The 22010-nt window shown below is 65.7% G+C and carries 20 protein-coding genes and 2 pseudogenes; 10 read left to right on the forward strand and 12 right to left on the reverse strand.

The genetic code is table 11. From position 1 onward, the window contains the following. Positions 1-11 precede the first annotated feature (11 nt). The 3 genes from F0Q45_RS14925 (at position 12) to F0Q45_RS14935 (ending at position 1858) form a co-directional block, all read left to right on the forward strand. Entirely contained in the window at positions 12-755 is a 744-nt protein-coding gene (locus F0Q45_RS14925; RefSeq protein ID WP_149654678.1) for an MBL fold metallo-hydrolase, read from the forward strand. A gap of 78 nt (positions 756-833) precedes the next feature. After that, positions 834-1187, forward strand: a complete 354-nt coding sequence (locus tag F0Q45_RS14930) for a hypothetical protein (RefSeq protein WP_149654679.1) — start codon at positions 834-836, stop codon at positions 1185-1187. After that, entirely contained in the window at positions 1187-1858 is a 672-nt protein-coding gene (locus F0Q45_RS14935; protein WP_149654680.1) for a DUF2461 domain-containing protein, read from the forward strand. Before F0Q45_RS14930 ends, F0Q45_RS14935 begins: the two co-directional genes overlap by 1 nt. Before the next feature lie 448 nt (positions 1859-2306). Here F0Q45_RS14935 and F0Q45_RS14940 read toward each other — a convergent pair whose 3' ends face one another. From F0Q45_RS14940 to F0Q45_RS14960, 5 genes and pseudogenes are all read right to left on the reverse strand, one after another. Continuing rightward, the gene (locus tag F0Q45_RS14940) at positions 2307-3629 is read right to left on the reverse strand and encodes an NtaA/DmoA family FMN-dependent monooxygenase (RefSeq protein ID WP_149654681.1); all 1323 of its coding nucleotides are present in this window, start codon (positions 3627-3629) and stop codon (positions 2307-2309) included. Beyond that, positions 3626-4745 (reverse strand): annotated as a pseudogene (locus F0Q45_RS14945) (LLM class flavin-dependent oxidoreductase). The gene F0Q45_RS14940 and the pseudogene F0Q45_RS14945 overlap by 4 nt, the downstream one beginning before the upstream one ends. Then, complete coding sequence (locus F0Q45_RS14950) at positions 4742-5827, reverse strand: LLM class flavin-dependent oxidoreductase (protein WP_149654682.1); 1086 nt, start codon at positions 5825-5827, stop codon at positions 4742-4744. The pseudogene F0Q45_RS14945 and the gene F0Q45_RS14950 overlap by 4 nt, the downstream one beginning before the upstream one ends. After that, positions 5824-6303, reverse strand: a complete 480-nt coding sequence (locus F0Q45_RS14955; protein WP_149654683.1) for a GNAT family N-acetyltransferase — start codon at positions 6301-6303, stop codon at positions 5824-5826. The genes F0Q45_RS14950 and F0Q45_RS14955 overlap by 4 nt, the downstream gene beginning before the upstream one ends. Before the next feature lie 11 nt (positions 6304-6314). Further along, the gene (locus tag F0Q45_RS14960; protein ID WP_149654684.1) at positions 6315-6695 is read right to left on the reverse strand and encodes a DUF3054 domain-containing protein; all 381 of its coding nucleotides are present in this window, start codon (positions 6693-6695) and stop codon (positions 6315-6317) included. 34 nt (positions 6696-6729) lie between these two features. Between F0Q45_RS14960 and F0Q45_RS14965 the strand changes: the two genes are divergently transcribed. Then, on the forward strand, positions 6730-7917 hold the full coding sequence (locus F0Q45_RS14965) for an acyl-CoA dehydrogenase (RefSeq protein ID WP_149654685.1): 1188 nt from the start codon (positions 6730-6732) through the stop codon (positions 7915-7917). A gap of 82 nt (positions 7918-7999) precedes the next feature. Here the strand turns inward: F0Q45_RS14965 and F0Q45_RS14970 are convergent, their stop codons facing one another. Then, positions 8000-8224 (reverse strand): DUF222 domain-containing protein, encoded by a 225-nt coding sequence (locus F0Q45_RS14970; RefSeq protein WP_149654696.1) that lies wholly within the window; start codon positions 8222-8224, stop codon positions 8000-8002. Between the two features lie 272 nt (positions 8225-8496). On the opposite strand from F0Q45_RS14970, the gene F0Q45_RS14975 reads away from it, so the two are divergent. The 4 genes from F0Q45_RS14975 to F0Q45_RS14990 are packed head-to-tail and all read left to right on the forward strand — an operon-like array spanning position 8497 to position 13560. Then, a complete protein-coding gene (locus tag F0Q45_RS14975; RefSeq protein ID WP_262491016.1) occupies positions 8497-9984 on the forward strand; it encodes a methyltransferase domain-containing protein in 1488 nt (495 codons plus the stop codon). Next, positions 9981-10469 carry an aspartate 1-decarboxylase gene (locus tag F0Q45_RS14980; RefSeq protein ID WP_149654686.1) on the forward strand — a complete coding sequence of 163 codons (489 nt, stop codon included), beginning with the start codon at positions 9981-9983 and terminating at the stop codon, positions 10467-10469. Before F0Q45_RS14975 ends, F0Q45_RS14980 begins: the two co-directional genes overlap by 4 nt. Before the next feature lie 11 nt (positions 10470-10480). Further along, entirely contained in the window at positions 10481-11596 is a 1116-nt protein-coding gene (locus F0Q45_RS14985) for a TauD/TfdA family dioxygenase (RefSeq protein WP_262491017.1), read from the forward strand. Next, positions 11593-13560 (forward strand): choline/carnitine O-acyltransferase, encoded by a 1968-nt coding sequence (locus F0Q45_RS14990; protein ID WP_149654688.1) that lies wholly within the window; start codon positions 11593-11595, stop codon positions 13558-13560. Before F0Q45_RS14985 ends, F0Q45_RS14990 begins: the two co-directional genes overlap by 4 nt. Here the strand turns inward: F0Q45_RS14990 and F0Q45_RS14995 are convergent. Further along, positions 13550-14779 (reverse strand): MFS transporter, encoded by a 1230-nt coding sequence (locus tag F0Q45_RS14995; RefSeq protein WP_149654689.1) that lies wholly within the window; start codon positions 14777-14779, stop codon positions 13550-13552. The two genes, F0Q45_RS14990 and F0Q45_RS14995, sit on opposite strands and share 11 nt — an antisense overlap. A 404-nt stretch (positions 14780-15183) precedes the next feature. Here F0Q45_RS14995 and F0Q45_RS15000 point away from each other — a divergent pair, with 404 nt between their 5' ends. Further along, positions 15184-16611 (forward strand): NAD(P)/FAD-dependent oxidoreductase, encoded by a 1428-nt coding sequence (locus F0Q45_RS15000; protein ID WP_149654690.1) that lies wholly within the window; start codon positions 15184-15186, stop codon positions 16609-16611. Positions 16612-16615: 4 nt separating this feature from the next. Here F0Q45_RS15000 and F0Q45_RS15005 read toward each other — a convergent pair whose 3' ends face one another. The 5 genes from F0Q45_RS15005 to F0Q45_RS15025 form a co-directional block, all read right to left on the reverse strand. Next, the gene (locus tag F0Q45_RS15005) at positions 16616-17836 is read right to left on the reverse strand and encodes an O-succinylhomoserine sulfhydrylase (protein WP_149654691.1); all 1221 of its coding nucleotides are present in this window, start codon (positions 17834-17836) and stop codon (positions 16616-16618) included. Between the two features lie 7 nt (positions 17837-17843). After that, complete coding sequence (locus F0Q45_RS15010; protein WP_149654692.1) at positions 17844-18266, reverse strand: rhodanese-like domain-containing protein; 423 nt, start codon at positions 18264-18266, stop codon at positions 17844-17846. Beyond that, positions 18263-19528 (reverse strand): formate-dependent phosphoribosylglycinamide formyltransferase, encoded by a 1266-nt coding sequence (gene purT, locus F0Q45_RS15015; protein WP_149654693.1) that lies wholly within the window; start codon positions 19526-19528, stop codon positions 18263-18265. The genes F0Q45_RS15010 and purT overlap by 4 nt, the downstream gene beginning before the upstream one ends. 199 nt (positions 19529-19727) lie before the next feature. After that, positions 19728-20387 carry a PaaI family thioesterase gene (locus F0Q45_RS15020; RefSeq protein ID WP_149654694.1) on the reverse strand — a complete coding sequence of 220 codons (660 nt, stop codon included), beginning with the start codon at positions 20385-20387 and terminating at the stop codon, positions 19728-19730. Beyond that, positions 20384-21682 (reverse strand): adenylosuccinate synthase, encoded by a 1299-nt coding sequence (locus F0Q45_RS15025; RefSeq protein ID WP_149654695.1) that lies wholly within the window; start codon positions 21680-21682, stop codon positions 20384-20386. Before F0Q45_RS15025 ends, F0Q45_RS15020 begins: the two co-directional genes overlap by 4 nt. Before the next feature lie 221 nt (positions 21683-21903). Between F0Q45_RS15025 and F0Q45_RS30255 the strand changes: the two are divergent. Then, positions 21904-22010: pseudogene (locus tag F0Q45_RS30255) on the forward strand (peptidase M50); the annotation flags it as partial.

Genomic DNA, 22010 nt, shown 5'->3' on the forward strand with positions numbered 1-22010 from the left:
CACTCGCGGGCATGACGGAGCTTGTTCAGGTCACCGATAGGGTCCACCTCGCGCGCGGGCACGCGGTCAACTGGGTGCTGGTCACCGACGACACCGGCGTCATGATGATCGACGCTGGCTATCCCGGCAATCGCGAGGAGGTGCTGGCTGCACTGAGCAGCCTGGGCTATCGGCCCAGCGACGTACACGCAATCCTGCTGACCCATGCGCACATCGACCATTTGGGCTCGGCGATCTGGTTCGCCGACGAGCACGGCACACCGGTGTACTGCCACGCCGACGAGGTCGGTCACGCGAAACGCGAATACCTAGAACAGGTGTCGATCCTTGATATCGCGCTGCGCATCTGGCGTCCCCGCTGGGCGATGTGGAGCGTTCACGTGTTGCGTAGTGGCGGACTAATCCGCGACGGCATTCCCACCGCCAAGCCGCTGACTGCCGAGGTGGCCGCGCAGCTTCCGGGCCATCCGATGGCCATCTTCACCCCTGGACACACCAGCGGGCACTGTTCATATCTCGTCGACGGTGTGCTGGCTAGCGGTGACGCGCTGATCACGGGCCATCCGTTGCTGCGTTACCGCGGGCCGCAGCTGCTTCCAGCGGTGTTCAGCCACAGCCAGGAAAGCTGCATCCGCAGCTTGTCCGCGATGTCCCTGTTGGAAACCGAGATCCTGGCTCCTGGCCACGGCGATCTGTGGCGCGGGCCGATCCGCGAAGCCACGGACGCAGCGATAAAAAGAGCGCGGCAGAACTGATGACGCACGGCAAATCGACCCGAGGGTCTGGTAGGTGGTAAGACACATAAAGACGACGCCTAACCCAGTGGAGTGACGATGGCTGATGCCCACAGGACCGAGGAGTCTCAACTCGGTGACGGTGAGAACTTCTTCTGGACGCTGGCGCAGCATCTGCTCGCCAGGCAAGAAGTGACCCGCTCGACCATGATGGGGCTGCCCTGTCTGCGGGTAGGCGGGGCCTTTTTTGCTAGCTGCGACCGGAAGACGGACGATCTGCTGGTAAAGCTTTCTGCAGCCCGAGTCGCTGAGCTCATCTCCACCGGACAGGCCGAGCCGTTCGCGCCGGCGGGCCGTCAGTTTCGAGAGTGGGCAGCGGTTCCCTTCGCGAAGAGGCGCGCCTGGAAGCCACTTCTCCAGGAGTCTTTAGCGTTCGTGGAGGGACGTTCCTGATGGGGACGTTTCGGTTCCCTGCGGCCACGGTGAACTTCTTGACCGACCTGCGCGCGCACAACGAGAAATCGTGGTTCGACGCCAACCGCGGCCGTTACCAAGCGGAGTACCTGGAACCCGCGAAGGAGTTTGTCGAGGAGATTGGGCCCGAGCTCGTTGGGCTGGTACCCGGCATTCGCGCCGAACCGTGGGTGCGCGGCTCGATATTTCGAATCAACCGCGATATCCGGTTCAGCAAGGACAAACGGCCGTATAAGGATCACTTGGACTTCTGGTTCTGGGAGGGAGACCGCGCAGCGGCAGTGGCCGGGCTGTTCCTGCGGGTGTCGCCGGACGCGGTCCTCGTCGGTGCCGGCGCGCACGGATTCGACAACGATCAGCTGAGTACCTACCGAGCCGCCGTCGTCGACCCGGCCTCGGGGCCCGAATTGGCCGCCGTTGTGTCCGAATTAGATGCAAACGGATACGAGGTTGGCGGGGAAACGTTCAAGCGGGTACCGCGCGGCTTTGACGCCACGGCGGCCGTCGAACGCCTGCTACGTCACTCTGCGCTCTACGCCCATACGCAGCTGCCGGTGCGCGCCGCCAGTTCGGCCGGCTTTGTTGATACGGTGCTGGCCGACTGGCGGACCTTCCTAGGCCTGTACAACTGGCTCACTGAACACGTCTAGGAAGCCATCTTGGCTCGGGGAAATCTCAGGTCGATGCAGCCGAGCCTTTCCTTCGACGGGCGCCGATAGATCGGAAATCCAGTTCTGGATTGCTGTGGTTGTCGAGCTACTGGCGGTGTTAACCATGTCGAAGTGAATTCCCGCTACCTGCACGACAGCATATGGGGCATTTCCTGCAGCGTAGTCCCATCGGTTAGCCCGTACTTCATGTAGATTCTCGGTGCCAACGATGTGATGCATTGCCATGACATTGAGCACCGGGATCGCCGATGCGGCAAGCGCCAGGCGCCAGGCGCCAAATATGGAAGCGTAGGTAGCAGCAACGGTGCGCCGACCAGCGTCTAGCCGATCCAAATTTCTTGGCATTACGGACCGCTCGCCGAGACAGCTTGATCGCGGTCTCATTGATAGGACGTCCGCCGGCCAAATGATCGGAAAATAGGTATCGCTAGGGCTTCAGGCCCAGATGATCTCGCAGTGTCTTTCCGGCGTACTCGGTACGAAACGCGCCGCGCTCCTGTAATAGCGGCACCACCCGGTCCACGAAGTCGTCCAGGCCATGCGGTGTCAAGTGCGGCACCAGAATGAACCCGTCGCAGGCGTCGGCTTCGACATAGTGGTCCATCTCCTCGGCGATGCGCGCCGACGTGCCGATGAACTGCTGGCGGCTGGTGATGGCGATGACCAGTTCGCGGATCGACAGGTTTTCCGCCTTGGCCCGTTCCCGGTAGCGGCTAGCCACCGCGGCGGGATCTGCGTGCTGCACCCGCCCCTGGCTGATCGTGGTATCGGCGATCGGCTCGACATCGGGCAGGGGGCCATCCGCGTCGTAGGCCGACAGGTCGCGGCCCCACACCTGCTCGAGCATGGCGATCGCAGTGGCGTCGCTGACCTGCTGGTAACGGATGTGGCGCGCCTTGTCCTGAGCCTCGTCGTCAGTGTCGCCGATGACAAAGGTCGCCGCAGGGAAAACCTTGAGCTGGTTGGGGTCTCGACCGTAGGAACGCGCCCGGGCTTTCACGTCGGCGTAGTAGCGCTGCCCATCCTGCAGTGACCCGTGCAAAGTGAACAAGGCGTCGGCGTGGCGGGCTCCGAATGCACGTCCCTCCGGAGAGTCGCCCGCCTGCAGCAGTACCGGATGTCCCTGCGGCCCTGCCGGAAGCGTGGCGAAGCCGCGAACATCGAAGTGCGTGCCTGAGTACTCGACGCAGCTGATCCGGTCCGGATCGACATAGACGCCAGCCTCGACGTCGGCTAGCACCGCGTCGGGCGCCCAGCTGTCCCAGAACTTGCGGGTCACGCTCACAAACTGCTCGGCCCGCACGTAGCGGTCGGCGTGGTCCAGGAAGCCGCCGCGCCGGAAGTTGGCCCCGGTGAAGGCATCCGACGAGGTGACCATGTTCCAGCCGGCACGGCCCTCGGACAGCTGGTCGAGCGTGGCGAATTGTCTTGCCACTTCGAATGGTTCGTTGAAGGTGGTATTGATGGTCCCGGTCAGGCCGATCCGGTCGGTGACGGCGGCCAGCGCCGCCAGCACGGTGAAGGTGTCGGGTCGGCCTACCACATCCAGGTCGTAGATCCGGCCGCGGTGTTCGCGTAACCGTAGCCCTTCAGCCACGAAGAAGAAATCGAACAACCCGCGTTCGGCGGTGCGGGCCAGGTGCACAAACGAGTCGAAGTCGATCTGGCTGCCGGCTTCAGGGTCGGTCCACACCGTGGTGTTGTTGACCCCCGGAAAGTGGGCTGCTAGATGAATATGCTTGCGGTTCAAGAAATTAGCCCCCAACGCCGGGCAATCAATTCGTGCGAGTGCAGTCGATCCTGGTGCCGGTGCGTCACCGAGGTGACGACCAGCTCGGCGGCGCCGGTGACCCGTTGCAGCGCCCGCATCCGCTCGGCGACCTCATCCGGGTTGCCGACGAATTGGGTTGCCACCCGGTCGATGACCACCGCATGCTGCCCGTTCGGTCAGCGGAGCGCACCCGTCGGGATCAGGGTAGGGGATAGCACCGCCCCCGGCGCGGATGGAATACACCCAATGGCCGTAGCTGGATGCCAGGTACCGGGCGGTGGCGGTGTCGTCGGCGACCACGATGTCGGCTGACACCACGACGTAGGGTCGCGGCAGCGTCGCCGACGGGACGAAGGCGTCACGGTAGGCGGCGACGGCTTCCAGTGCGGTGGCCGGGGTGAGGTGATAGCTGGCCACAAAGGGCAGCCCCATAGCGCCGGCCAGCTCGGCGCTATGGGGCTTGCTGCTGCCGAAGATCCATGGGGTCAGGGCGGCGCCCTCACCGGGCACCGCGTGCACCTCGAAGCCGTCCACCTGATAGATGCCGGCCAGCATCGCGATGATGTCGCCGACCTGCTCAGCGAAGTCGGGGGCTACCGCCTCGGGTTGTTGAAGGATGGCCATGGTGGCTTGGGCCCGGCCACTGGCCAGCAGGGTGCGCAGGTCGAAAGGGGGCGGGATCACTACCCCGTCGACCTCGCGCCATTCCTGCGGCACTTGCGGTGTGCGGGCTCTCGCCGGGTCTCGCGGCTTGAGGCCACGTCGCTGCGCGGATCGGCCCAGGCCCAGGTCGATACGACCGGGGTAGAAGGCGTCGAGCATGCCGAAGCTTTCCACCACGGCGGCGGCGGTGGTGTGGCTGAGCTGGACCGCGGCCGACCCGACCCGAATCCTGTTGGTAGCGGCGGCGATTTGACCGATCAGCACCGCCGGTGCCGCACTGGCGACGGCAACGAAGTGATGTTCGGCGATCCAGTAGCGCCGATAACCCCACTGCTCGGCGTGCTGGGCCAGCTCGATGCTGTTGCGCAGCGCTGTCGCGGCGTCGCTGCCGGCGCTGATCGGCGACAGGTCGAGGACCGAGAGCGGGATCACCGGTTCGCCGCCGCATACCGGTTGGGCGCTGCCGGCAGACCGAGCCGCTGGCGCAGTGTTTCAGCCTCCCGATAGCCAGCGCGAAACCGGCCGGCACGCTGCAGCAGCGGCACCACCTCATCGACGATCACCGGAAGATCGAAAGCATGCACCGCCGGCCGCAGGCGAGCGCCGTCGATGCCCAGGCGCTGCCAATCCAGCAGCATGTCCACCAATTCCGTTGGTGCGCCTGCCCAGACGAGCGCATCAGAGCTGAAGTCGCCTGCGTCGCGAAACGAAACCGCCACGTCTGCAAACACTTTCAGTCTCCTGTCGGCGGCACGCACGTCATTGAGGATGCTTGGCAGCGACTCGTCTGTCGGCGTGATGAACACGACGTCGGCCCTGGCTGCTGCGAACTCATAGACGGGCACGGCGTGCGCCAGGGCAGCGACCACCGGCTGGCCCTGCGGCGGGCGCGGCGTTATCGACGGACCCTTGACCGAGAAGTATTTACCGCTGAAGTCGATGTGGTGCAATTTGTCCCGGTCGATGTAGCGTCCGGTGGTCACGTCGCGGATGACCGCGTCGTCTTCCCAGCTGTCCCAGAGCCGGCGGACGATCTCGACGTAGTCTCGGGCCTGTTCAAACAACTCGTCGGGGTTCACCGAGCGGCGACCAAACAGGGCGGCCTCATGGGTGGTCACGGAGACCCTCGGCTGCCAACCCGCCCGGCCATGGGACACATAATCAAGCGTGGCAATGGCTTTCGAAATGTGGAACGGCTCGGTGTGGGTAACGGTGGCCACCGGGACCAGGCCGATGTGCCGCGTCACCGGGGCGATGCGGGCCGCGACCAGCACGGCATCGGCGCGACCGGCCAGGCGCCGCGGGTCGATCCGTTCGCGCCGGCCCGGCTGCGGCATCAGGGTGTCGTCGATGGTGAGGAAGTCGAGCAGGCCCCGTTCGGCGGTGACGGCCAAGTCGGCCCAGTAGGGCCCGCCGAGCACCGACCGAGACTCGACAGCCAAGGTGGCTCGCCAGGCCTGCGGATGCCAGCCGCACCCGTCCAGCGCGACGGCCAGGTGCAAGAAGCGCGTCATGAAAGTTCTTTGCGGAACGCGATGGGTAAGACCGGACCCGTGGATGGCAGGGGTTCAAGCAGCCGGGTGTAGCCGGCAGCCCGATACAGCTCCTCGGCCTCGGGCTGGCGATCGCCGGTTACCAAATAGACGTTGCGATAGCCGCGAGTCTTGATTTCGGCTTCCAGTTCCGCCACGAGCGCTGTGGCGTATCCGCGGCGGCGATGCTCGCGGTGCGTCCAGACGCGTTTGAGTTCGGCCGTGTCGGCGTCGCGTCTGCAGAATGCACCACCGGTGACCGCACGGGCATCGACGACACCGATCAGCATGCCGCCGTCCGGTGGTGCGAACTGGGAGGCCGGGCTGCTGGTCAACCAGGCCAGTGCCTTCGCCGGCGAGCTGCCGTAGCGCTGCGCGTACTCGGCGGCCAGCTCGGTCAGCAATGGTTGTGCCAACGGGTCATCCAACCCCGCAGTGACAAAACGTAATTGGGCCATCGCCGGCATTGTCAAACATTCGAGCGGTGGCGCAGGAACAGCCCAGCCACCGCTCGCCAACCCAGCAACAGCACCGCGGTGACCGATGAGGCAACCACAACGAAACTCGGCGCTACACCCACCGAACTCGCCTTCCGCAACACCATGCCCAGGGCGACGGTGCACACCCAGACAATCACCCCGGTGGGAGCCACGCTGGTGGGCCGCCGCCAGCCACGGGCCACCAACCACCCGACCAGGGTTCCGGCGAGGAACGGCCATGCCGTCGTGGCCACGCCGCTGACACTGATCCCCTCGGCATGGCTGCGCCGTCCGACCGCACAGAAAATTAGTACAGCGACGACGTCGGTGGCCAGCGAGCCCAGCCACGAGGGCCGGTGGCGAGGTTGCATGCAGCGAGATTACCGGGCCGGGCAGGATGGGGGCATGAGCACTGAGACACCGCCCGCCTTCGACCCGAACGACCCGCTCGGGCTGGACGCGTCGCTCACCAGCGACGAGCTCGCCGTGCGCGACACCGTACGGCGCTTCTGCGCCGAGCACGTGACTCCGCACGTCTGCACTTGGTTCGAGGACGGCGACCTGCCGGTGGCCCGCGAGTTGGCCAAGCAGTTCGGCGAACTGGGGCTGCTGGGCATGCATTTGCACGGCTACGGATGCCCGGGCGCTTCCGCCGTGCACTACGGCTTGGCCTGCCTGGAACTGGAAGCCGCCGATTCGGGCATCCGGTCGCTGGTGTCGGTACAGGGTTCGCTGGCGATGTTCGCCATCGCCAACAACGGCTCGGAGGAGCAGAAGCAGCAGTGGCTACCCGGCATGGCGGCCGGTGAGCTGATCGGCTGCTTTGGGTTGACCGAACCCGACGCTGGCTCCGACCCGGCCGCGATGAAAACCCGGGCGCGACGCGACGGTTCGGACTGGGTGATCAATGGCCGAAAGATGTGGATTACCAACGGATCGATCGCCGACGTCGCGATCGTATGGGCCGCCACCGACGACGGGATCCGCGGCTTCATCGTTCCCACCGACACGCCCGGGTTCGCCGCCAACACCATCCACCACAAGCTGTCGCTGCGGGCGTCGATCACCAGCGAGTTGGTCCTCGACGACGTCCGGCTGCCCGCCGACGCGATGTTGTCCAACGCGATTGGCCTCAAGGGGCCGCTGGCCTGCCTGTCAGAGGCGCGGTATGGAATCGTCTGGGGCGCGATGGGCGCGGCGCGGTCGGCTTGGCAGTCCGCGCTGACCTACGCGACACAGCGTACCCAGTTCGGCCGTGCGATCGCCGGGTTCCAATTGACCCAGGCAAAGCTGGTCGACATGGCGGTCGAACTGCACAAGGGGCAGCTGCTGGCGCTGCACCTCGGCCGCCTCAAAGACAGCGTCGGGCTGCACCCCGAGCAGGTCAGCTTCGGTAAGCTCAACAACACCCGGGAGGCGATCGAGATTTGCCGGACCGCTCGAACTATATTGGGCGGCAACGGAATATCGCTGGAATACCCGGTCATCCGGCACATGGTCAACCTGGAATCGGTGTTGACCTACGAGGGCACACCCGAGATGCATCAGCTGATACTCGGCCAGGCTTTCACCGGGCTGGCCGCCTTCCGCTGAAATGGCTAGAAGGGCGGCGGATCGTTTTTCGCCGCGCGACGCTCGGCGTCACGGGCCGCCGCGGCGGCGATGCGGGCTTCATTTATGGCCTGTTGCGGCGAATGCGGGCGAGCTCGGTACTGGACCCTGGTGCACCGCAAGCGCACGGCATCGCCGGGGCGCGCGCGGCCAACGCCGAAAGCGCATCGGCCCGGCGCTGTGCTTCGGTCCGCGGGTCGGCGGGGCACACTGCGGCCGCCAACTCATTCAGACTCCGGTCAAAGACCAGTGCATCCGGCGCGCGTATTTCGCCCCAGATTTCGGCCATGCCCTCGCGCAGCGTGACTCCCAATGTGCCGCCCCTCGTCAAGCTCGCGGGCCACCCGTACCGCCGCCAACTCGGGCTGGACGATGACGTACCGGGCACCGAAGGCGTCTGCCTTGACTTGCGATTCGGCTTATTACCCTTGCTTGTCCAGCAACTGGACGCTGCGGCTGTCCAGTTGCTGGACAGCTCTTATCAAGAGCGCCATTCGTCTGACGCACGTGTAAATTCTTGCCATACTGCTGTCCGATATGGCCGCATGAGAGGCGCCGACATTGTCGAATGCATTTGCCCAGCGCATCCAGGAGCGATTGACTGCCGCCTGCGCACCGGAGGTCAAACAACCGACGGCACCGCCGAATTACCCCTACACCGAGCACATGACGCGCGACTTCTACGACGCCGAGGACGCGACGTATCGCGAGTTCTGGGATCCGGATGGCAGCCTGCATTGGGGCGTGTTCGAAGACGATGCCACGGGCTTCATCGATGGTTGTCACCGCTGGACTCAGGAGATGCTGCGCGCCGCAGGTATCGGACCGCAATCGCGGGTGCTCGATCTTGGTTGCGGCAATGGAACCGTCGCTGCCTGGCTGGCGCAACAAACCGGCGCAAGCGTCACCGGAATCGACCTGAGTGCCGTTCGGGTTGGCCACGCACAAGAGTGGGCCGCCGCCAATCCAGGGTTGCGACTCGAGTTCATCACCTGCTCGGCAGCGGCCTTGCCCTTCGCCGACGCCACCTTCACCCACGTCTTCAGCCAGGCCGTGCTCTACCACGTGCACGCCCGTGAGCAGGCGCTCGCCGAGGTGGCCAGGGTGCTCGAACCCGAGGGCCTGTTTGTCTTCGATGACCTCGTAACCCCGCAACGGCCGGTGAGCGCGGTCGCTCGGGAGGTGGTCTACGACCGCCTGCTGTTCGAGCCCACCTTCTCGGCCGAGGACTACACAGCGGCTCTCACCCGGCACGGCTTCATCGTGTACGAGACTCGTGACCTGAGCGCGCATCTTGCGCGCAGTTATGAACTGCTGGCGGATTTGGCTGAACCGTCATGCCCGAGGCTAGGCGAGGTCTACCGCGAGATCCCCGAGGTCGTGCGCAGCGCGGAGGTCGGCTGGAGCTTTTTCCTGGCGAAGAAAGTGGTCGACAAGCTGGCGTGGATCTATCACCGCGATCCACGTTTCAGTCTCGAGCAGAAGTACGACGCCTGGTCGCTGACCTATGACACCGACCTGCGCAGCGGCTATCAGGAGAACCCACGTCGGACAGCCCTACTGCTGAGCACGTGCCTGCCCGCGGACAGTGGACCAGTGCTCGACGCGGGGGCCGGCACCGGGCTGGTCGGCGAAGAGTTACGCAAGCTTGGCTACCACGATCTGACGGCGCTGGACCGCTCGGATGGCATGCTGTCCCGCGCGCGCGCCAAGGGTGTGTACCGCCGTCTGGTGCAGGGGACGCTGGCAAACGCGCCGGAGTTGTTCGCCAAACACTGCTTCGCCGCAATCGTGGCCGTAGGAGTTTTCACCTTCGCCCATGCCGGGTCCGGTGACCTCGCGGCGCTCGACCGTGTGCTCGCGCCCGGCGGCTGGCTCGTCATCGCCGTTCGCGCCGACTATCTCCAAGAACAGCCGGCGCTGGGTGCAACGCTGGCCGAACTGGGCTACGACGTCGTCGCCCGAGACGAATACGAGATCTTCGACGGCGAGCCGATGATCGCGTTGAGCTGCCGCAAGGCCGAGGGCGATCGGGGCGTTTCAGCATGAGTGGCGTCAAGTTGTTGCGTGCCAAGCTGCACCAGGTGCGCGTCACGCATTCTCAGCGCGACTACATCGGCAGTATCGCCGTTGACCTGGATTTGATGGAACACGTCGGCATGCTGCCACTGGAAGAAGTGGACATTGTCAACCTGGAAAACGGCCACCGATGGTCGACATACCTGCTGCCGGCGGCCCGCGGATCTTCGCGAATATGCCCGAACGGGGGTGGGGCGATGCTGTGCGAACCCGGTGATCGTCTCATCATCTTCAGCTACGCCGTCCTTCGCAGTAGCGAGCTGAGCAGCCGTCCCCATGTTGCCCGGGTACTGGTCAGCGATGCCGACAACCGCCTGCAGACGCTCTTCGAGCAGGTGCTGGAGCCCCACGCGGGCGGGCTCCGATATTCGGTGCGGGGCCGCCGCGGCGAACTCCCCGACCAGCCCGATCTGCTACTCGGCGCCGATACCCCCTTGCGCTGCGAGCCGCAGTGATGGATCACGTCGTGGTGGAGGTTTCACCGGCCGGATCTGTGCGCTTGGACGTGGCTGGCCGTTGCGCCGAGCTGAGCCCGTGGTGGCTAAGGAGCCAATGCACCTGCGAGCGGTGCCGCACCGAAAGTGGGCAGCGCATCGGATCGGGTGTCGACGAGGACGTGCGGTTGGTCGACCTGCGGCGAGGCCGGGGCGGCGTGGTCGAGATCGTGTTCCAAGACGGGCATTGCAGCGCCTTCGAACCAGAGGAGCTGGTAGGTCTGGCTAACTGGCGCGAGAGGCCACTGCCCTTCGGGTTCGCGAGCCGGTCTGCCCTCGCCTGCGAGCGCAGGCCCTGGTGCCCCGACCCCGACCCCGCGACGCTTTATGACTGGCTCGCCGCTCTCGCCGACAACCGGGTGCTGGTGCTTCAAGGAGCGCCGGCCAGCCTCGGCGTCGTCGGCGCGACGGCCACGCACATCGCCCCGGTCATGCCCACGATTTACGGCCACACCTGGCAGGTGCGCGTCGAAGACAGGCCCACCAACATCGCTTACACGGCACACGCACTGCCGTTCCACCAGGACTTGTGCGCTTACCAGGCGCCGCCGGGAATCCAGCTTTTGCACTGCGTGGAGTTCGGCGCCGACATCTGCGGCGGGGAAACGTGCTTTTGTGACGGGTTGGCTGCCGCCGAGCGGGTGCGGGCCGAGGCGCCGGATGACTTCGACACCTTGTGCCGGGTGTGGGCGACGTTCGCAACGGTGAATCGCGATCAGCACATGGTGGTTCGCAAACCCCACCTGATAGCCGACGACCACGCCAATGTGGTCGCCGTCAACTGGGCCCCACCATTTGAGGGCCCTTTCGCCGGCAATCCGGCCGACGAACCAAGCTACCGCCGGGCCTACCGGAGTTTTGCCGCCGCTGTCGAGAAGTGTCCGCGCTTGGTGCTGCGGCTACAACCGGGCGAGATCGTGGTCTTCAACAACCGCCGCACCCTGCACGCTCGCCAGGAATACACACAACCCAGCGCGACCCGTCGGGTACTCGAGGGCTGCTATCTCTCCGAGGACGATGTAGCTAACCGCTATCAATGTTTGGCACGCACACTGGATCGCAGGTTGACAGCGGGTTTAGAAAGATGAGGCTCGGGCGGCTGCGCGGGGCATTGCTGCGTCAACTTCTTACCTGGCAGGGTTGGATGGACGCCCCCGATTCGGCGCACGCGCGGGCGTGGGGGGTGCTGGTACGCGCACTGAGCGCCGAGCAGGCCGGGCCCGGCTCCCTCGAGCAATTCCAGCAGGTACTGCCGCGCCTGCCGCTGCCCACGATCGACGAAACGCTGCAGACGTTCATCGCGTCGGTGGATCCGCTGCTCGACGACGCCGGGCGTGCTGAAGTCCGATGCGCCGCCGACACGTTTCGCGGCAGCGCCGTGGCAGCCCGGCTGCAGGGCCGGCTCGAGGAACGCCGGGCCCGGCTGGAGAACTGGGTGACCGACTACTGGGAACGGTATGCCTACCTCATCGACCGCCGCTCACTGCTGTACAGCACCGGCTATGCGGTCGACGCAGCAACGCTGGCACGGCCTGGAGTGTCGCAGCTGCAGCGCGCTGCCATGCTGCTCGTTGCCTTACTCGACTTTCGCCGCCGTCTCGCCGCGGGACACGTCCGCCCGCAGCGGGTGCGCGGCATCGTACCGCTGTGCATGAAGCAGCTCCGCAGCTGCTTTGCCACCGTGCGGCTACCCGGCATTGACGCCGACACCATCGAGCGCTACGACGACCAACGCTGCATCGTTGTCCTGGCCAACGGCCACTTCTTCGAACTGGAGGTGCTCGTCGACAACGGGCGGCGCGACATCTCATATCCGGAACTGCTGGCAGCGCTGACCGAAATCCATAGTGCCGCCGCCGCGCTGGAGCCCGGCCCGCCGCTCGCCGCCGTCACCCTGCTGCAGCGCGATGCCTGGTCACAAATACGGCAGGAGATGATCGAAGGCGGCGGACGCAACGCCGACAACCTCGACCGCATCGAGCGGGCATTGTTCGTCGTGGTGCTCGACGATGCCGCGCCCGAGAGCCTGACCGAGCTGGCGCGCACGACGCTGTGCGGCACCGGGACCAACCGCTGGCTGGACAAGAGCATGCAACTCGTGGTGTTCGCCAACGGGCGCATCGGCGGCCTGATGGAACACAGCAGGGGCGACGGCGAAGCGGTAACGCTGCTGATGGAGCAGATATTGCTGGCCGAGCGTCAAACGTCGTCGATACTGGATGCGCGGCTCACATCGCCGCCGGTGCCCCCGCGCCATCTCTATTTCGACGTGCCTGGCGGCTCGGCGCTGGCCATTGCACTGGGTTCCGCAGTCGCGAACGCGCGAACCTTGGTCGACGACGTGGACGTGCACGCGGCGGAACTTTGTTCTGCCGGTGCCGCAGCGATCAAGGGGTCGGATTGCCCACCGGATTCCTTCGTTCAGCTCGCACTCCAGCTCGCCTACGCGCGCCTGCACCCCGACCGCGAACCGTGCCTTACCTACCAAACGGCGACCACCCGGCTTTTCGCGGCGGGACGAACCGAGTGCCTGCGCTCGACCTCAGCCCACAGTCTCGCCTTCGTGGCGGCCATGATGGACCCCGATTGCGACGGTGCCCGACGTACCCGCTTGCTGCGCGCCGCGGTCAAGAGCCACCGCGCCTACCGGTTGCGGGCGATGCAGGGACGAGGCTGCGACCGCCATCTGTTCGGACTCCTGGTCGAGGCGCTCCTGACGGGCGAGGACGTTGAGCTGTTCGGAACCCAGGCATGGAACCTGTCGTTCGAGCTGGCGACGTCGCAGTCACCCATTCGCCAAACGCCGGCCTGGCGTCCGGAGTCCTCGTCACAGGGGGTGGGCTTCTTGCCCATAACGCCGACGGGCTACGGCGTGTCCTATGCCTTCGTCGGAGACGAGAGCGTGCACCTGTTCGTGGCCACGTCACACACGTGTGACCAGACTTCCGCCCAGCGATTCTGTGACGCAGTTGGGGAGGCCATGCACGACATGCTGACCTCCCTGACCGACCGATCCAGCGTCTGCGCCCCAGTACCCGCGCTCAGGCGCTGATGATGTGCCGGGCCAGGGCGGCCCGGGCAAGTGCCGCCAGTGCGCCGCAGGCCGCCGTCACCAGCGCGATGAGCAGTGTAGCGGCCTGAAATGATTGCAGGTCAGCGAGCCACCCGGCGAGCGGGGCGCCGGCCATGCTGCCCGCGCTGAAGCTGAGGTTGTACGCAGCTGCGGCCGTACCGGGACGCTGCGCATCGCTAACATCCATGACGTCGGCGAGGGCCGGCATGATCGTCGCGATCATCGCTCCCAGACCGGCCCCAAGGAAAGTCAAAGTCACCGCTTGCAGCGCTACCGCCGATGGCAGGCCGATAACGGCCATGGCGAGGCTTATGGTGACCCAACCCGCGGCCAAGACAGGCCCGCGGCGCCCGCCGTCGGACAGCCGTCCGGCACCCTGTGAGGTTGCGATGAAGGCGGCCGTCGTCAACGCGAACAACAGCCCGACGGTGATACCTGAGACATCGAGCCGGGCAGCAAGGTCGATCGGCAGTGTCGCCTCAACAGCGCCCAGCGCGAGCCCTGCCGCCAGCCCGGCCATCAGCCAGGGCACGGCGAGACCCGGCAGCATGTGACTGCCGGACCCGGCGCTATCGGCCAGCCCCGATCGCACTGGGCGGGCGGACCGGGGCAGCGCCACAGTGAGCACCAGCACGGCCGCGGCCGCCAATCCCGCAGCCAGGACGAAGGGGGCGCGCGGCCCACCGGCCTCAAGCAGCAGCCCACCGGCCGTGGGGCCCACCAGGACGCCGAGCGCGGTGCCGATGCTCGCCGTGCCGACTGCGCGACCACGCTGCTCGCGCGGAAACACTTCGACCAGTGCGGCGTACCCCGCCACCCAGGTTGCCGCCGCTCCGGCGCCTTGCAGCACACGGCTCGTCGCTAGCTCCACCGGGCTGCTGGCATAGCCGAAGACGAGCGTAGCCAGCGCCAGCACGACTGCGCCGCTCAGCAACACCATTCTGCTGCCCCGCCAATCAACCAGCCGGCCGGCGACCGGAGTGAAGACGAAATACGCCAGCCCATAGCACGCGAACACCGCGCCCACACCCATAAACTGCAGTCCGGCCGGCTTGGCCAGGCTGGGCAGCACCGGCACGACGATGCCATAGACCAGCATGTCGACAAAGAATATGAAACCGACGACACCGAGGAGTATCCGCTCACGACAGCCGATGGAGTCGCTTGACCGCTTGGTCGTTAAGGTTTGGGACCTCATTACCAAGCCCCGGCCCCGCTTGGAGGCAACTCTGCCAGCGCTGACATAGCTGATGATTGTCATGGACGCCGGCCCTGCCCGTGGGCGATATGCGGAAATGTTCGTGATACTTCGCGTCTACCGATGCACAAGCGAGTGACACCGCCGCTAAAGTACCTCCCGAGGCACCGCCAAGGCAGTTGTTGAAAGGCGGACTGGCTCGTACATGACGAAGCACCGGGCAATCCCGGCGATATCGGCATTGTCAGTACCGCGTACCTGTATGGGTACGGCGGCTGTAGCTACCGGTCGCGCTGGCCGAGTGCGCTTGCAAGAAGGTCGGCGGAAGCAGCGCGCGACTTTCGCCGCATTGGAGTCGTACGGTGTACATGCGGTGCGGAAAATGTTGAGAGTTAAGGAGCACCATGACGCCCCTACCCAGCGAATCCTCAACTGCAGCCAGGCGCCATCACGTCGTCATCATCGGAAGCGGATTCGGCGGCCTGAACGCGGCCAAGGCGCTCAAGCGGTCCCCTCGAGGAAGCCATGTCGACATCACCCTCATCTCGAAGACAACCACCCACCTATTCCAGCCATTGCTCTATCAAGTGGCCACCGGGATCTTGTCGGAAGGCGACATCGCCCCGACCACCCGGCTGATTTTGCGCAAGCAAAAGAACGTGCGGGTGCTGCTGGGCGAGGTCATTGGGATGGACTTGAACGCCAAGACGGTCACCTCGAAATTGCTGGACATGGAGACCGTGACGCCGTTCGACAGCCTTATCGTGGCCGCCGGTGCCCAGCAGTCCTATTTCGGCAATGACGACTTCGCCATCTTCGCGCCCGGTATGAAGACCATCGACGACGCCCTGGAGTTGCGCGGCCGTATCCTCGGCGCGTTCGAGGCTGCGGAAGTTGCCACTGACCACGCCGAGCGCGAGCGGCGGTTGACCTTTGTCGTGGTCGGAGCCGGCCCCACCGGCGTCGAGCTCGCCGGGGAGATCGTCCAACTCGCCGAGCGCACTTTGGCCGGGGCATTCCGGACGATTACGCCCAGCGAGTGCCGGGTGATCCTGCTGGACGCCGCTCCCTCGGTGTTGCCGCCGATGGGCCCGAAGCTGGGCCTCAAGGCGCAACGGAAGCTGGAGAAGATGGATGTCGAGATCCAGCTCAATGCCATGGTGACCGCTGTCGACTACAAAGGCATCACCGTCAAGGACAAGGACGGCACTGAGCGCCGCATCGACTGCGCGTGCAAGGTGTGGGCGGCCGGTGTGCAGGCCAGCCCGCTGGGCAAAACGCTCGCCGAGCAATCCGAGGGAACCGAAATCGACCGCGCCGGACGCGTGATCGTCGAACCCGATCTGACGGTCAAGGGCCACCCCTACGTCTTTGTCATCGGTGATCTGATGGCGGTGCCCGGTGTACCCGGGATGGCCCAGGGCGCGATCCAGGGGGCGCGGTACGCCACGACGATTATCAAGCACGCCGCGAAAGGCCACGATGACCCGGCCAACCGCAAGCCGTTCACGTACTTCGATAAGGGCAGCATGGCCCTGATCTCGCATTACAGCGCCGTCGCGCAGGTCGGCAAGGTGGAGTTCGCCGGCTTCATCGCCTGGCTGGCCTGGCTCGGCCTGCACCTGATCTACTTGGTCGGCCACCGCAACCGGATCGCCGCCATGTTCTCCTGGGGGCTCGCCTTTTTGGGCCGCACCCGAGGCCAGATGGCCATCACCAGCCAAATGGTTTACGCCCGATTGGCGATGCGCTATGTCCAGGCACGAGCGGAAGAGAGTGCCCTGGAGGCAGCCGAACGCGCCGAGGCGGCCGAACAGCGGGCGGCGGGTTAGTCCCTCAGCTCAGCGCCTGGTCGAGGTCGGCAATCAGATCGTCGGCACCTTCCAGACCGACCGAGATGCGGACCACACCGTCGCCCAAGCCGATGGCGGCGCGACCCTCCGGACCCATTGCCCGGTGCGTCGTGGTAGCCGGATGCGTGACAAGCGATTTGGCGTCACCGAGGTTGTTGGAGATATCGATCAACCCAAATTTGTCGAGCACCTCGAAGGCCCGGCGCTTGGCCGCATTCTCCGGTGCGTCCAGCGCAAAGGTGACAACGGTTCCGCCGCCGGACATTTGGCGCTTGGCCAGCTCGTATTGCGGGTGTGACGCCAGAAAAGGGTAGCGCACCCAATCCACGGCGGGATGACCTTCTAGAAACTCCGCTATCCGCAGCGCCGAGGAATTGCTGCATTCGACCCGAACTGCCAGCGTCTCAAGGCCTTTCAGCAGCACCCAGGCGTTGAAAGCGCTCATCGCCGGGCCGGTGTGACGCATCAGCTTCTGCACCGGACCGTCGATATACTCCTTGTCACCGAGAATGGCGCCACCGAGCACCCGACCCTGACCGTCGATGTGCTTGGTGCCCGAGTACACCACCACGTCAACCCCGAGCGGAAACCCCTGTTGCAATAAGGGCGTAGCAAAAACATTGTCCAGCACCACTTTTGCGCCCGCAGCATGAGCCAGCTCGGTCACCGTGGCGATGTCCACCAGCGACTGCATCGGATTCGACGGCGTCTCGAAGAACACCGCTTGAGTGGGAACCGACAGCGCCTGCTCCCATTGCGAGAGATCATCACCGTCGACAAAGACGGTCTGGACCCCCCAGCGCGGCAGTATCTCGTTGCATACCACAAAACACGACCCGAACAGGCTGCGTGCGGCCACCAGCCGGTCCCCCGCCGCCAGCAGCGCGCCCAGCGCGGTAAACACCGCGGCCATGCCGCTGGCGGTGGCGAACGCTGCCGAGGCTCCCTCGATCAAGCGCAGCCGCTCCTCGAACATGGCGACGGTCGGGTTGCCGTAGCGCGAGTACACAAAGTGGTCCAGCTCGCCGGCGAACGCCTGCTCAGCCGCCGCCGCCGACTCATAGACGTAACCGGACGTCAGATACATCGCCTCGGCAGTCTCGTCGAACCCCGAACGCAACAGGCCACCGCGGACACCGATGGTGGCCTGGCTAACGGCGTCGGGCAGGGGCTTGGGCGCGCGGACCGAAGGGTGCTCGGTCATCCCAGTTTCAACCCTGTCGCCACGGCAATCCGATTGCCCGCCAACCGACTCCACCTCGGTGGCCCTCGATGTCGAGGTGCCCTTCGAAGCCGTCCAGCACGTTATAGCACGGCGTGATCCCAGCCTCGGTTGCGGCTTCGGCGGCGCCAATGGAGCGATTGCCCGAACGGCACAAGAACACGACGGGCCGCTCGTCGTCACCGTTGGGGGGCGAGACGGCGGCCAGCAGTTCGGCGACGAAGTCGCCATTGCGCCTTCCATCGACGGTGTTCCACTCGATGTAGACCACCTCCCGGCCAAGGCTCGACAGGTCCGGCACACCGACGAAATGCCACTCGGCGGCGGTGCGCACGTCTACCAGCACAGCGTGCGGGTTGTCGCTGAGCATCGTCCACGCCTGCAGCGGCGTTATGTCTCCGGCGTAGCTCATCCGCGTGAGTCTCGCATATTCAGCCGGTGCGCGACGTCGCGGGCGCGGGCACGGGCGGTCGCCACGTCGGGTGCGGTAGCCAGTGCCACCGCGCGGGCATGGCCGAACACCCGGACATCGCTTTCCGGCACTTCTAGCGCGGCCGTCAGCGCGTCAGCACTCGGCGGTATCTGGCCTGAGCCGATCACCTGCGCCGCGCCCGGAGACACCATCAACGTGTCCACCGCAAGGCCCAGGATGGTCCGGGCCTGCAGCTCGAAGGCCGAAAGCCGCTGGCTGCGCAGGGTTACCCAGGCGCTGTCACCAGGCCACGCGGTAACGTCGGCGAAGTACACCTCATCGCCGTTGACCATCAATTCGACACCGAAAACCCCCCGTCCGCCGAGCGCCTTGACGATGCGCGCGGCGATCGACTTGGCGGCATCGAGGGCGGCGGTAGTCAGCTGCTGGGGTTGCCAGGATTCCAGGTTTTTGCCGTCTGCTCGGCGATGACCGATGGGCGCGCAGAACTCGATGACCGGGCCCGCCGGCCCTTCGCTGTGCACTGCTATCAGGGTGACCAAAAACTCGATGTCGACCACCGCTTCGGCCAATACCCGCGGCGGTGAGCCCGCCGGGTCCCTCCCCGCCGCACGTTGCCAGGCACGCGGGATCTCGTCAGGCCCCCGAACCACCGCCCGCTGCCTACCGCCGACCACGGGTTTGACCAGGAGCGGGTAGCCGGCATGGGCTGCCACCGCCTCGAGTTCCCCCCGCGATCCGACGAACCAGAACGGGGCGGTGGGTAGACCAAGCTCGTCGGCGGCAAGCTTGCGCAATGCCTCCCGATCGCCGATCAGACGCACACTACGGGCGCTGGGCACCACCTCAGCGGGGTCCAAAGCATCCAAAGCCTCAACGCTAACCGCGTTGGTGAGCACCACCACGAAGTCTGGAAAGTCTGGTTGCAACCGGCCAAACAGCGCGGTCAGCTCCTCAGCATTGGTCAGGCGTGCCACCAGCGCCTGATCAGCGGCCCGGTGCGGGGCATCACCGTGCGCGTCGACGGCGATCACCTGCGCGCCTAAGCCCTGAAGCGCAACTGCCAGCTCCCGGCCGAACTCGCCGGAGCCCAGCAACAGCACCCGCGGCCCGGCGAGGGGCTCGTCGGATTCGGCTGCCGTCGGGTGTGGCGTCGCAGCCGGAGGCACGATCAATGCCGTCGTCTTGTCTTCATCCGGCGCGGTGGGCTCGTCCTGCCCTTCGGTCAAGCCGTCAGTCACCAGCCTGCCCTTCCGCTGAAGTAGTTGTCCCGCCGCTCAAGGATAGGTGGCTCGACAAGAGAGGACGCTCTGCGCTCATTACTGAGGTTTATCTAACCCTGCACACTGCTGTGCAGGCAGCTCCTCGCCGAGCCCGGCGGCAACCGCACCCGCAGCCGGCGACGAGGCCGCGCCGTAACGCCGCTCGCCGCCACACGCGTTAGGGCTGGCCGGGTAACAGCCGCACCATCAGGCCGTTGGCCTCGGCCAGCACCGTTTCTGCGCTGTCGACCAATTCCGCGGACACGAACGCTTTGCGGCCGTCGATATGGGTGACCCGTCCGCGCATGACCAACGACGCATCGATTGGGGTGATCTTGCGGTAGTCGACGTGCAGGAAGGCGGTGCGGCTGATCGGCCGCGCTGCCGCATGCGAAACCATGCCGAACATATGATCGAAGGCTAGGGGCAGCACACCGCCATGTACCGCGGAGTTCCCCCCGACATGAAACCGGCTGAATGATCCTCTCATCTCGACACCGTCGGGGGCGTAACGGGTCACTGTCCAGGGCGGCAACAACAGACTCCCCATGCCAGGCAAGTCAGGGCTTCGCCCAGCCGGCGCCTTGCCTTCCTCTGCTTGGAACGGGCCCAGGAAATCCACCAAGGCGGCGGCCCGCTCGGCGGCCTCATCCCACACGCGGTCGCTGGGGTCGGCCGATACCGCCAGGTCTTGTAGCCGGCGCATGGTCGCCACGAAGCGGCCGAAACCTGGGCCGGGATGGGCCGGGCCATATTCCGGAAAGCCGCCATGATGTTGGTAATCGGGATCTTCCGCCGCCGGGTCCCCTTCTGACCCGAGCGAAGCATAGTGGGTCACCCGCGGTCCTGCAGGACGTCGCGTCGCACGATGGTCTGATCTCGTCCGGGACCCACACCGATGCACGAAACCGGCGCTCCGGCAAGCTCTTCCAGTCGCAACACATAATCACGCGCATTGGCGGGCAGGTCGCCGAAGTCGCGCGCCGCCGAGATGTCTTCCCACCAGCCCGGCATCTCCTCATAGACCGGCTCGGCGCGGCACAGATCGCTCTGCGTCATGGGCATATCGCGGATCTGCTTTCCGTCGATCCGATACCCGACGCAGACCGGCACTGTCTGCAGGCTGGACAGCACGTCGAGTTTGGTCAGGAAGAAGTCGGTGATGCCGTTGACCCGGGTGGCGTAGCGCGCGATGGCGGCGTCGAACCAGCCGCAGCGCCGGCGCCGGCCGGTGGTCACACCAAATTCGCCCCCGGTCTTGGACAAGTATTCGCCGTTGTCGTCGAACAGCTCGGTAGGAAATGGACCCGAGCCCACCCGGGTGGTGTAGGCCTTGAGAATGCCCAACACCGTGCGGATCCGGGTGGGGCCGATGCCGGAGCCGACGGCCGCCCCGCCTGCGGTCGGATTCGACGACGTCACATAGGGGTAGGTGCCGTGGTCGACGTCGAGCAGCGTGCCCTGGGAGCCTTCCAGCAACACCGTTTCGCCAGCATCCAGCGCAGTGTTGAGCAGCAGCCGGGTGTCGGCGATGCGGTGCCGGAAACCGTCAGCCTGCCGCAGCAGCGATTCGACCACCTGCGCTGGATCGAGCGCCTTGCGGTTGTAGATCTTGACCAGCACCTGATTCTTGAACTCCAACGCGGCCTCGACCTTGGGCGCGAGCTGATCGGGGTCTAGCACGTCGGCCACCCGGATCCCCATCCGAGCGACCTTGTCCTGGTAGCAGGGGCCGATACCACGGCCGGTGGTGCCGATCTTCTTGCTGCCCATATAGCGCTCGGTGACCTTGTCGATAGCCACGTGGTAGGGCATCAGCAGGTGCGCGTCGGCGGAGATCAGCAGCTTGGCGGTGTCGACGCCGCGCTCTTCCAGGCCCTGCAGCTCGTCGAGCAGCACTGCGGGATCGATCACCACGCCGTTGCCGATCACGTTGGTGATGCCCGGCGTCAACACCCCGGAAGGGATGAGATGCAGTGCGAAGTTCTCACCGGTCGGCAGGACGACGGTGTGGCCGGCGTTGTTGCCGCCCTGATAGCGAACTACCCACTGCACCCGCCCCCCGAGCAGATCAGTGGCTTTACCCTTGCCCTCGTCGCCCCACTGGGCGCCGATCAGGACGATTGCCGGCATGACGCGCTCCCACCTGCTCTCGCGGGTTATGCCCGCCTATTGTGGTCCAGCCGGTGACTTACCCTACCCAGCGGTTTGCGAGGAGTGTCATGGAAACCGCGGAGAACACGCCTAGCGTGGCGGTGCTGCTGTTCGGTGATCAACCCGTTTCTGCTGCGTTGGCCGGCTTGACCAGCTACCGAGCCGACGATCCTGCTTGGGTCGAGGCCGCACTGGGTTGGTGCCAACGCCTCGTCGTGGTCGGCGGTGACGCCGACCTAGCCGCTGTGCTGACCCGGTTGTTGCGCGCTGACCGGCTCGACGTGGAGGTGGGTTTCGCGCCGCGCCG

Origin of the sequence: Mycobacterium simiae (genome assembly GCF_008370645.1) — a bacterium.
GTDB lineage: Bacteria > Actinomycetota > Actinomycetes > Mycobacteriales > Mycobacteriaceae > Mycobacterium > Mycobacterium simiae_A.

Coding starts and splice junctions, on each gene's coding strand:
- F0Q45_RS14995 (WP_149654689.1), bottom strand. CDS start 14,779: ATGAGGTCCCAAACCTTAACGACCAAGCGGTCAAGCGACTCCATCGGC.
- F0Q45_RS14965 (WP_149654685.1), top strand. CDS start 6,730: ATGAGCACTGAGACACCGCCCGCCTTCGACCCGAACGACCCGCTCGGG.
- F0Q45_RS15000 (WP_149654690.1), top strand. CDS start 15,184: ATGACGCCCCTACCCAGCGAATCCTCAACTGCAGCCAGGCGCCATCAC.
- F0Q45_RS15010 (WP_149654692.1), bottom strand. CDS start 18,266: ATGAGCTACGCCGGAGACATAACGCCGCTGCAGGCGTGGACGATGCTC.
- F0Q45_RS14930 (WP_149654679.1), top strand. CDS start 834: ATGGCTGATGCCCACAGGACCGAGGAGTCTCAACTCGGTGACGGTGAG.
- F0Q45_RS14980 (WP_149654686.1), top strand. CDS start 9,981: ATGAGTGGCGTCAAGTTGTTGCGTGCCAAGCTGCACCAGGTGCGCGTC.
- F0Q45_RS15025 (WP_149654695.1), bottom strand. CDS start 21,682: ATGCCGGCAATCGTCCTGATCGGCGCCCAGTGGGGCGACGAGGGCAAG.
- F0Q45_RS15005 (WP_149654691.1), bottom strand. CDS start 17,836: ATGACCGAGCACCCTTCGGTCCGCGCGCCCAAGCCCCTGCCCGACGCC.
- F0Q45_RS14990 (WP_149654688.1), top strand. CDS start 11,593: ATGAGGCTCGGGCGGCTGCGCGGGGCATTGCTGCGTCAACTTCTTACC.
- F0Q45_RS14935 (WP_149654680.1), top strand. CDS start 1,187: ATGGGGACGTTTCGGTTCCCTGCGGCCACGGTGAACTTCTTGACCGAC.
- F0Q45_RS14925 (WP_149654678.1), top strand. CDS start 12: ATGACGGAGCTTGTTCAGGTCACCGATAGGGTCCACCTCGCGCGCGGG.
- F0Q45_RS14950 (WP_149654682.1), bottom strand. CDS start 5,827: ATGACGCGCTTCTTGCACCTGGCCGTCGCGCTGGACGGGTGCGGCTGG.
- F0Q45_RS14955 (WP_149654683.1), bottom strand. CDS start 6,303: ATGGCCCAATTACGTTTTGTCACTGCGGGGTTGGATGACCCGTTGGCA.
- F0Q45_RS14960 (WP_149654684.1), bottom strand. CDS start 6,695: ATGCAACCTCGCCACCGGCCCTCGTGGCTGGGCTCGCTGGCCACCGAC.
- F0Q45_RS14970 (WP_149654696.1), bottom strand. CDS start 8,224: ATGGCCGAAATCTGGGGCGAAATACGCGCGCCGGATGCACTGGTCTTT.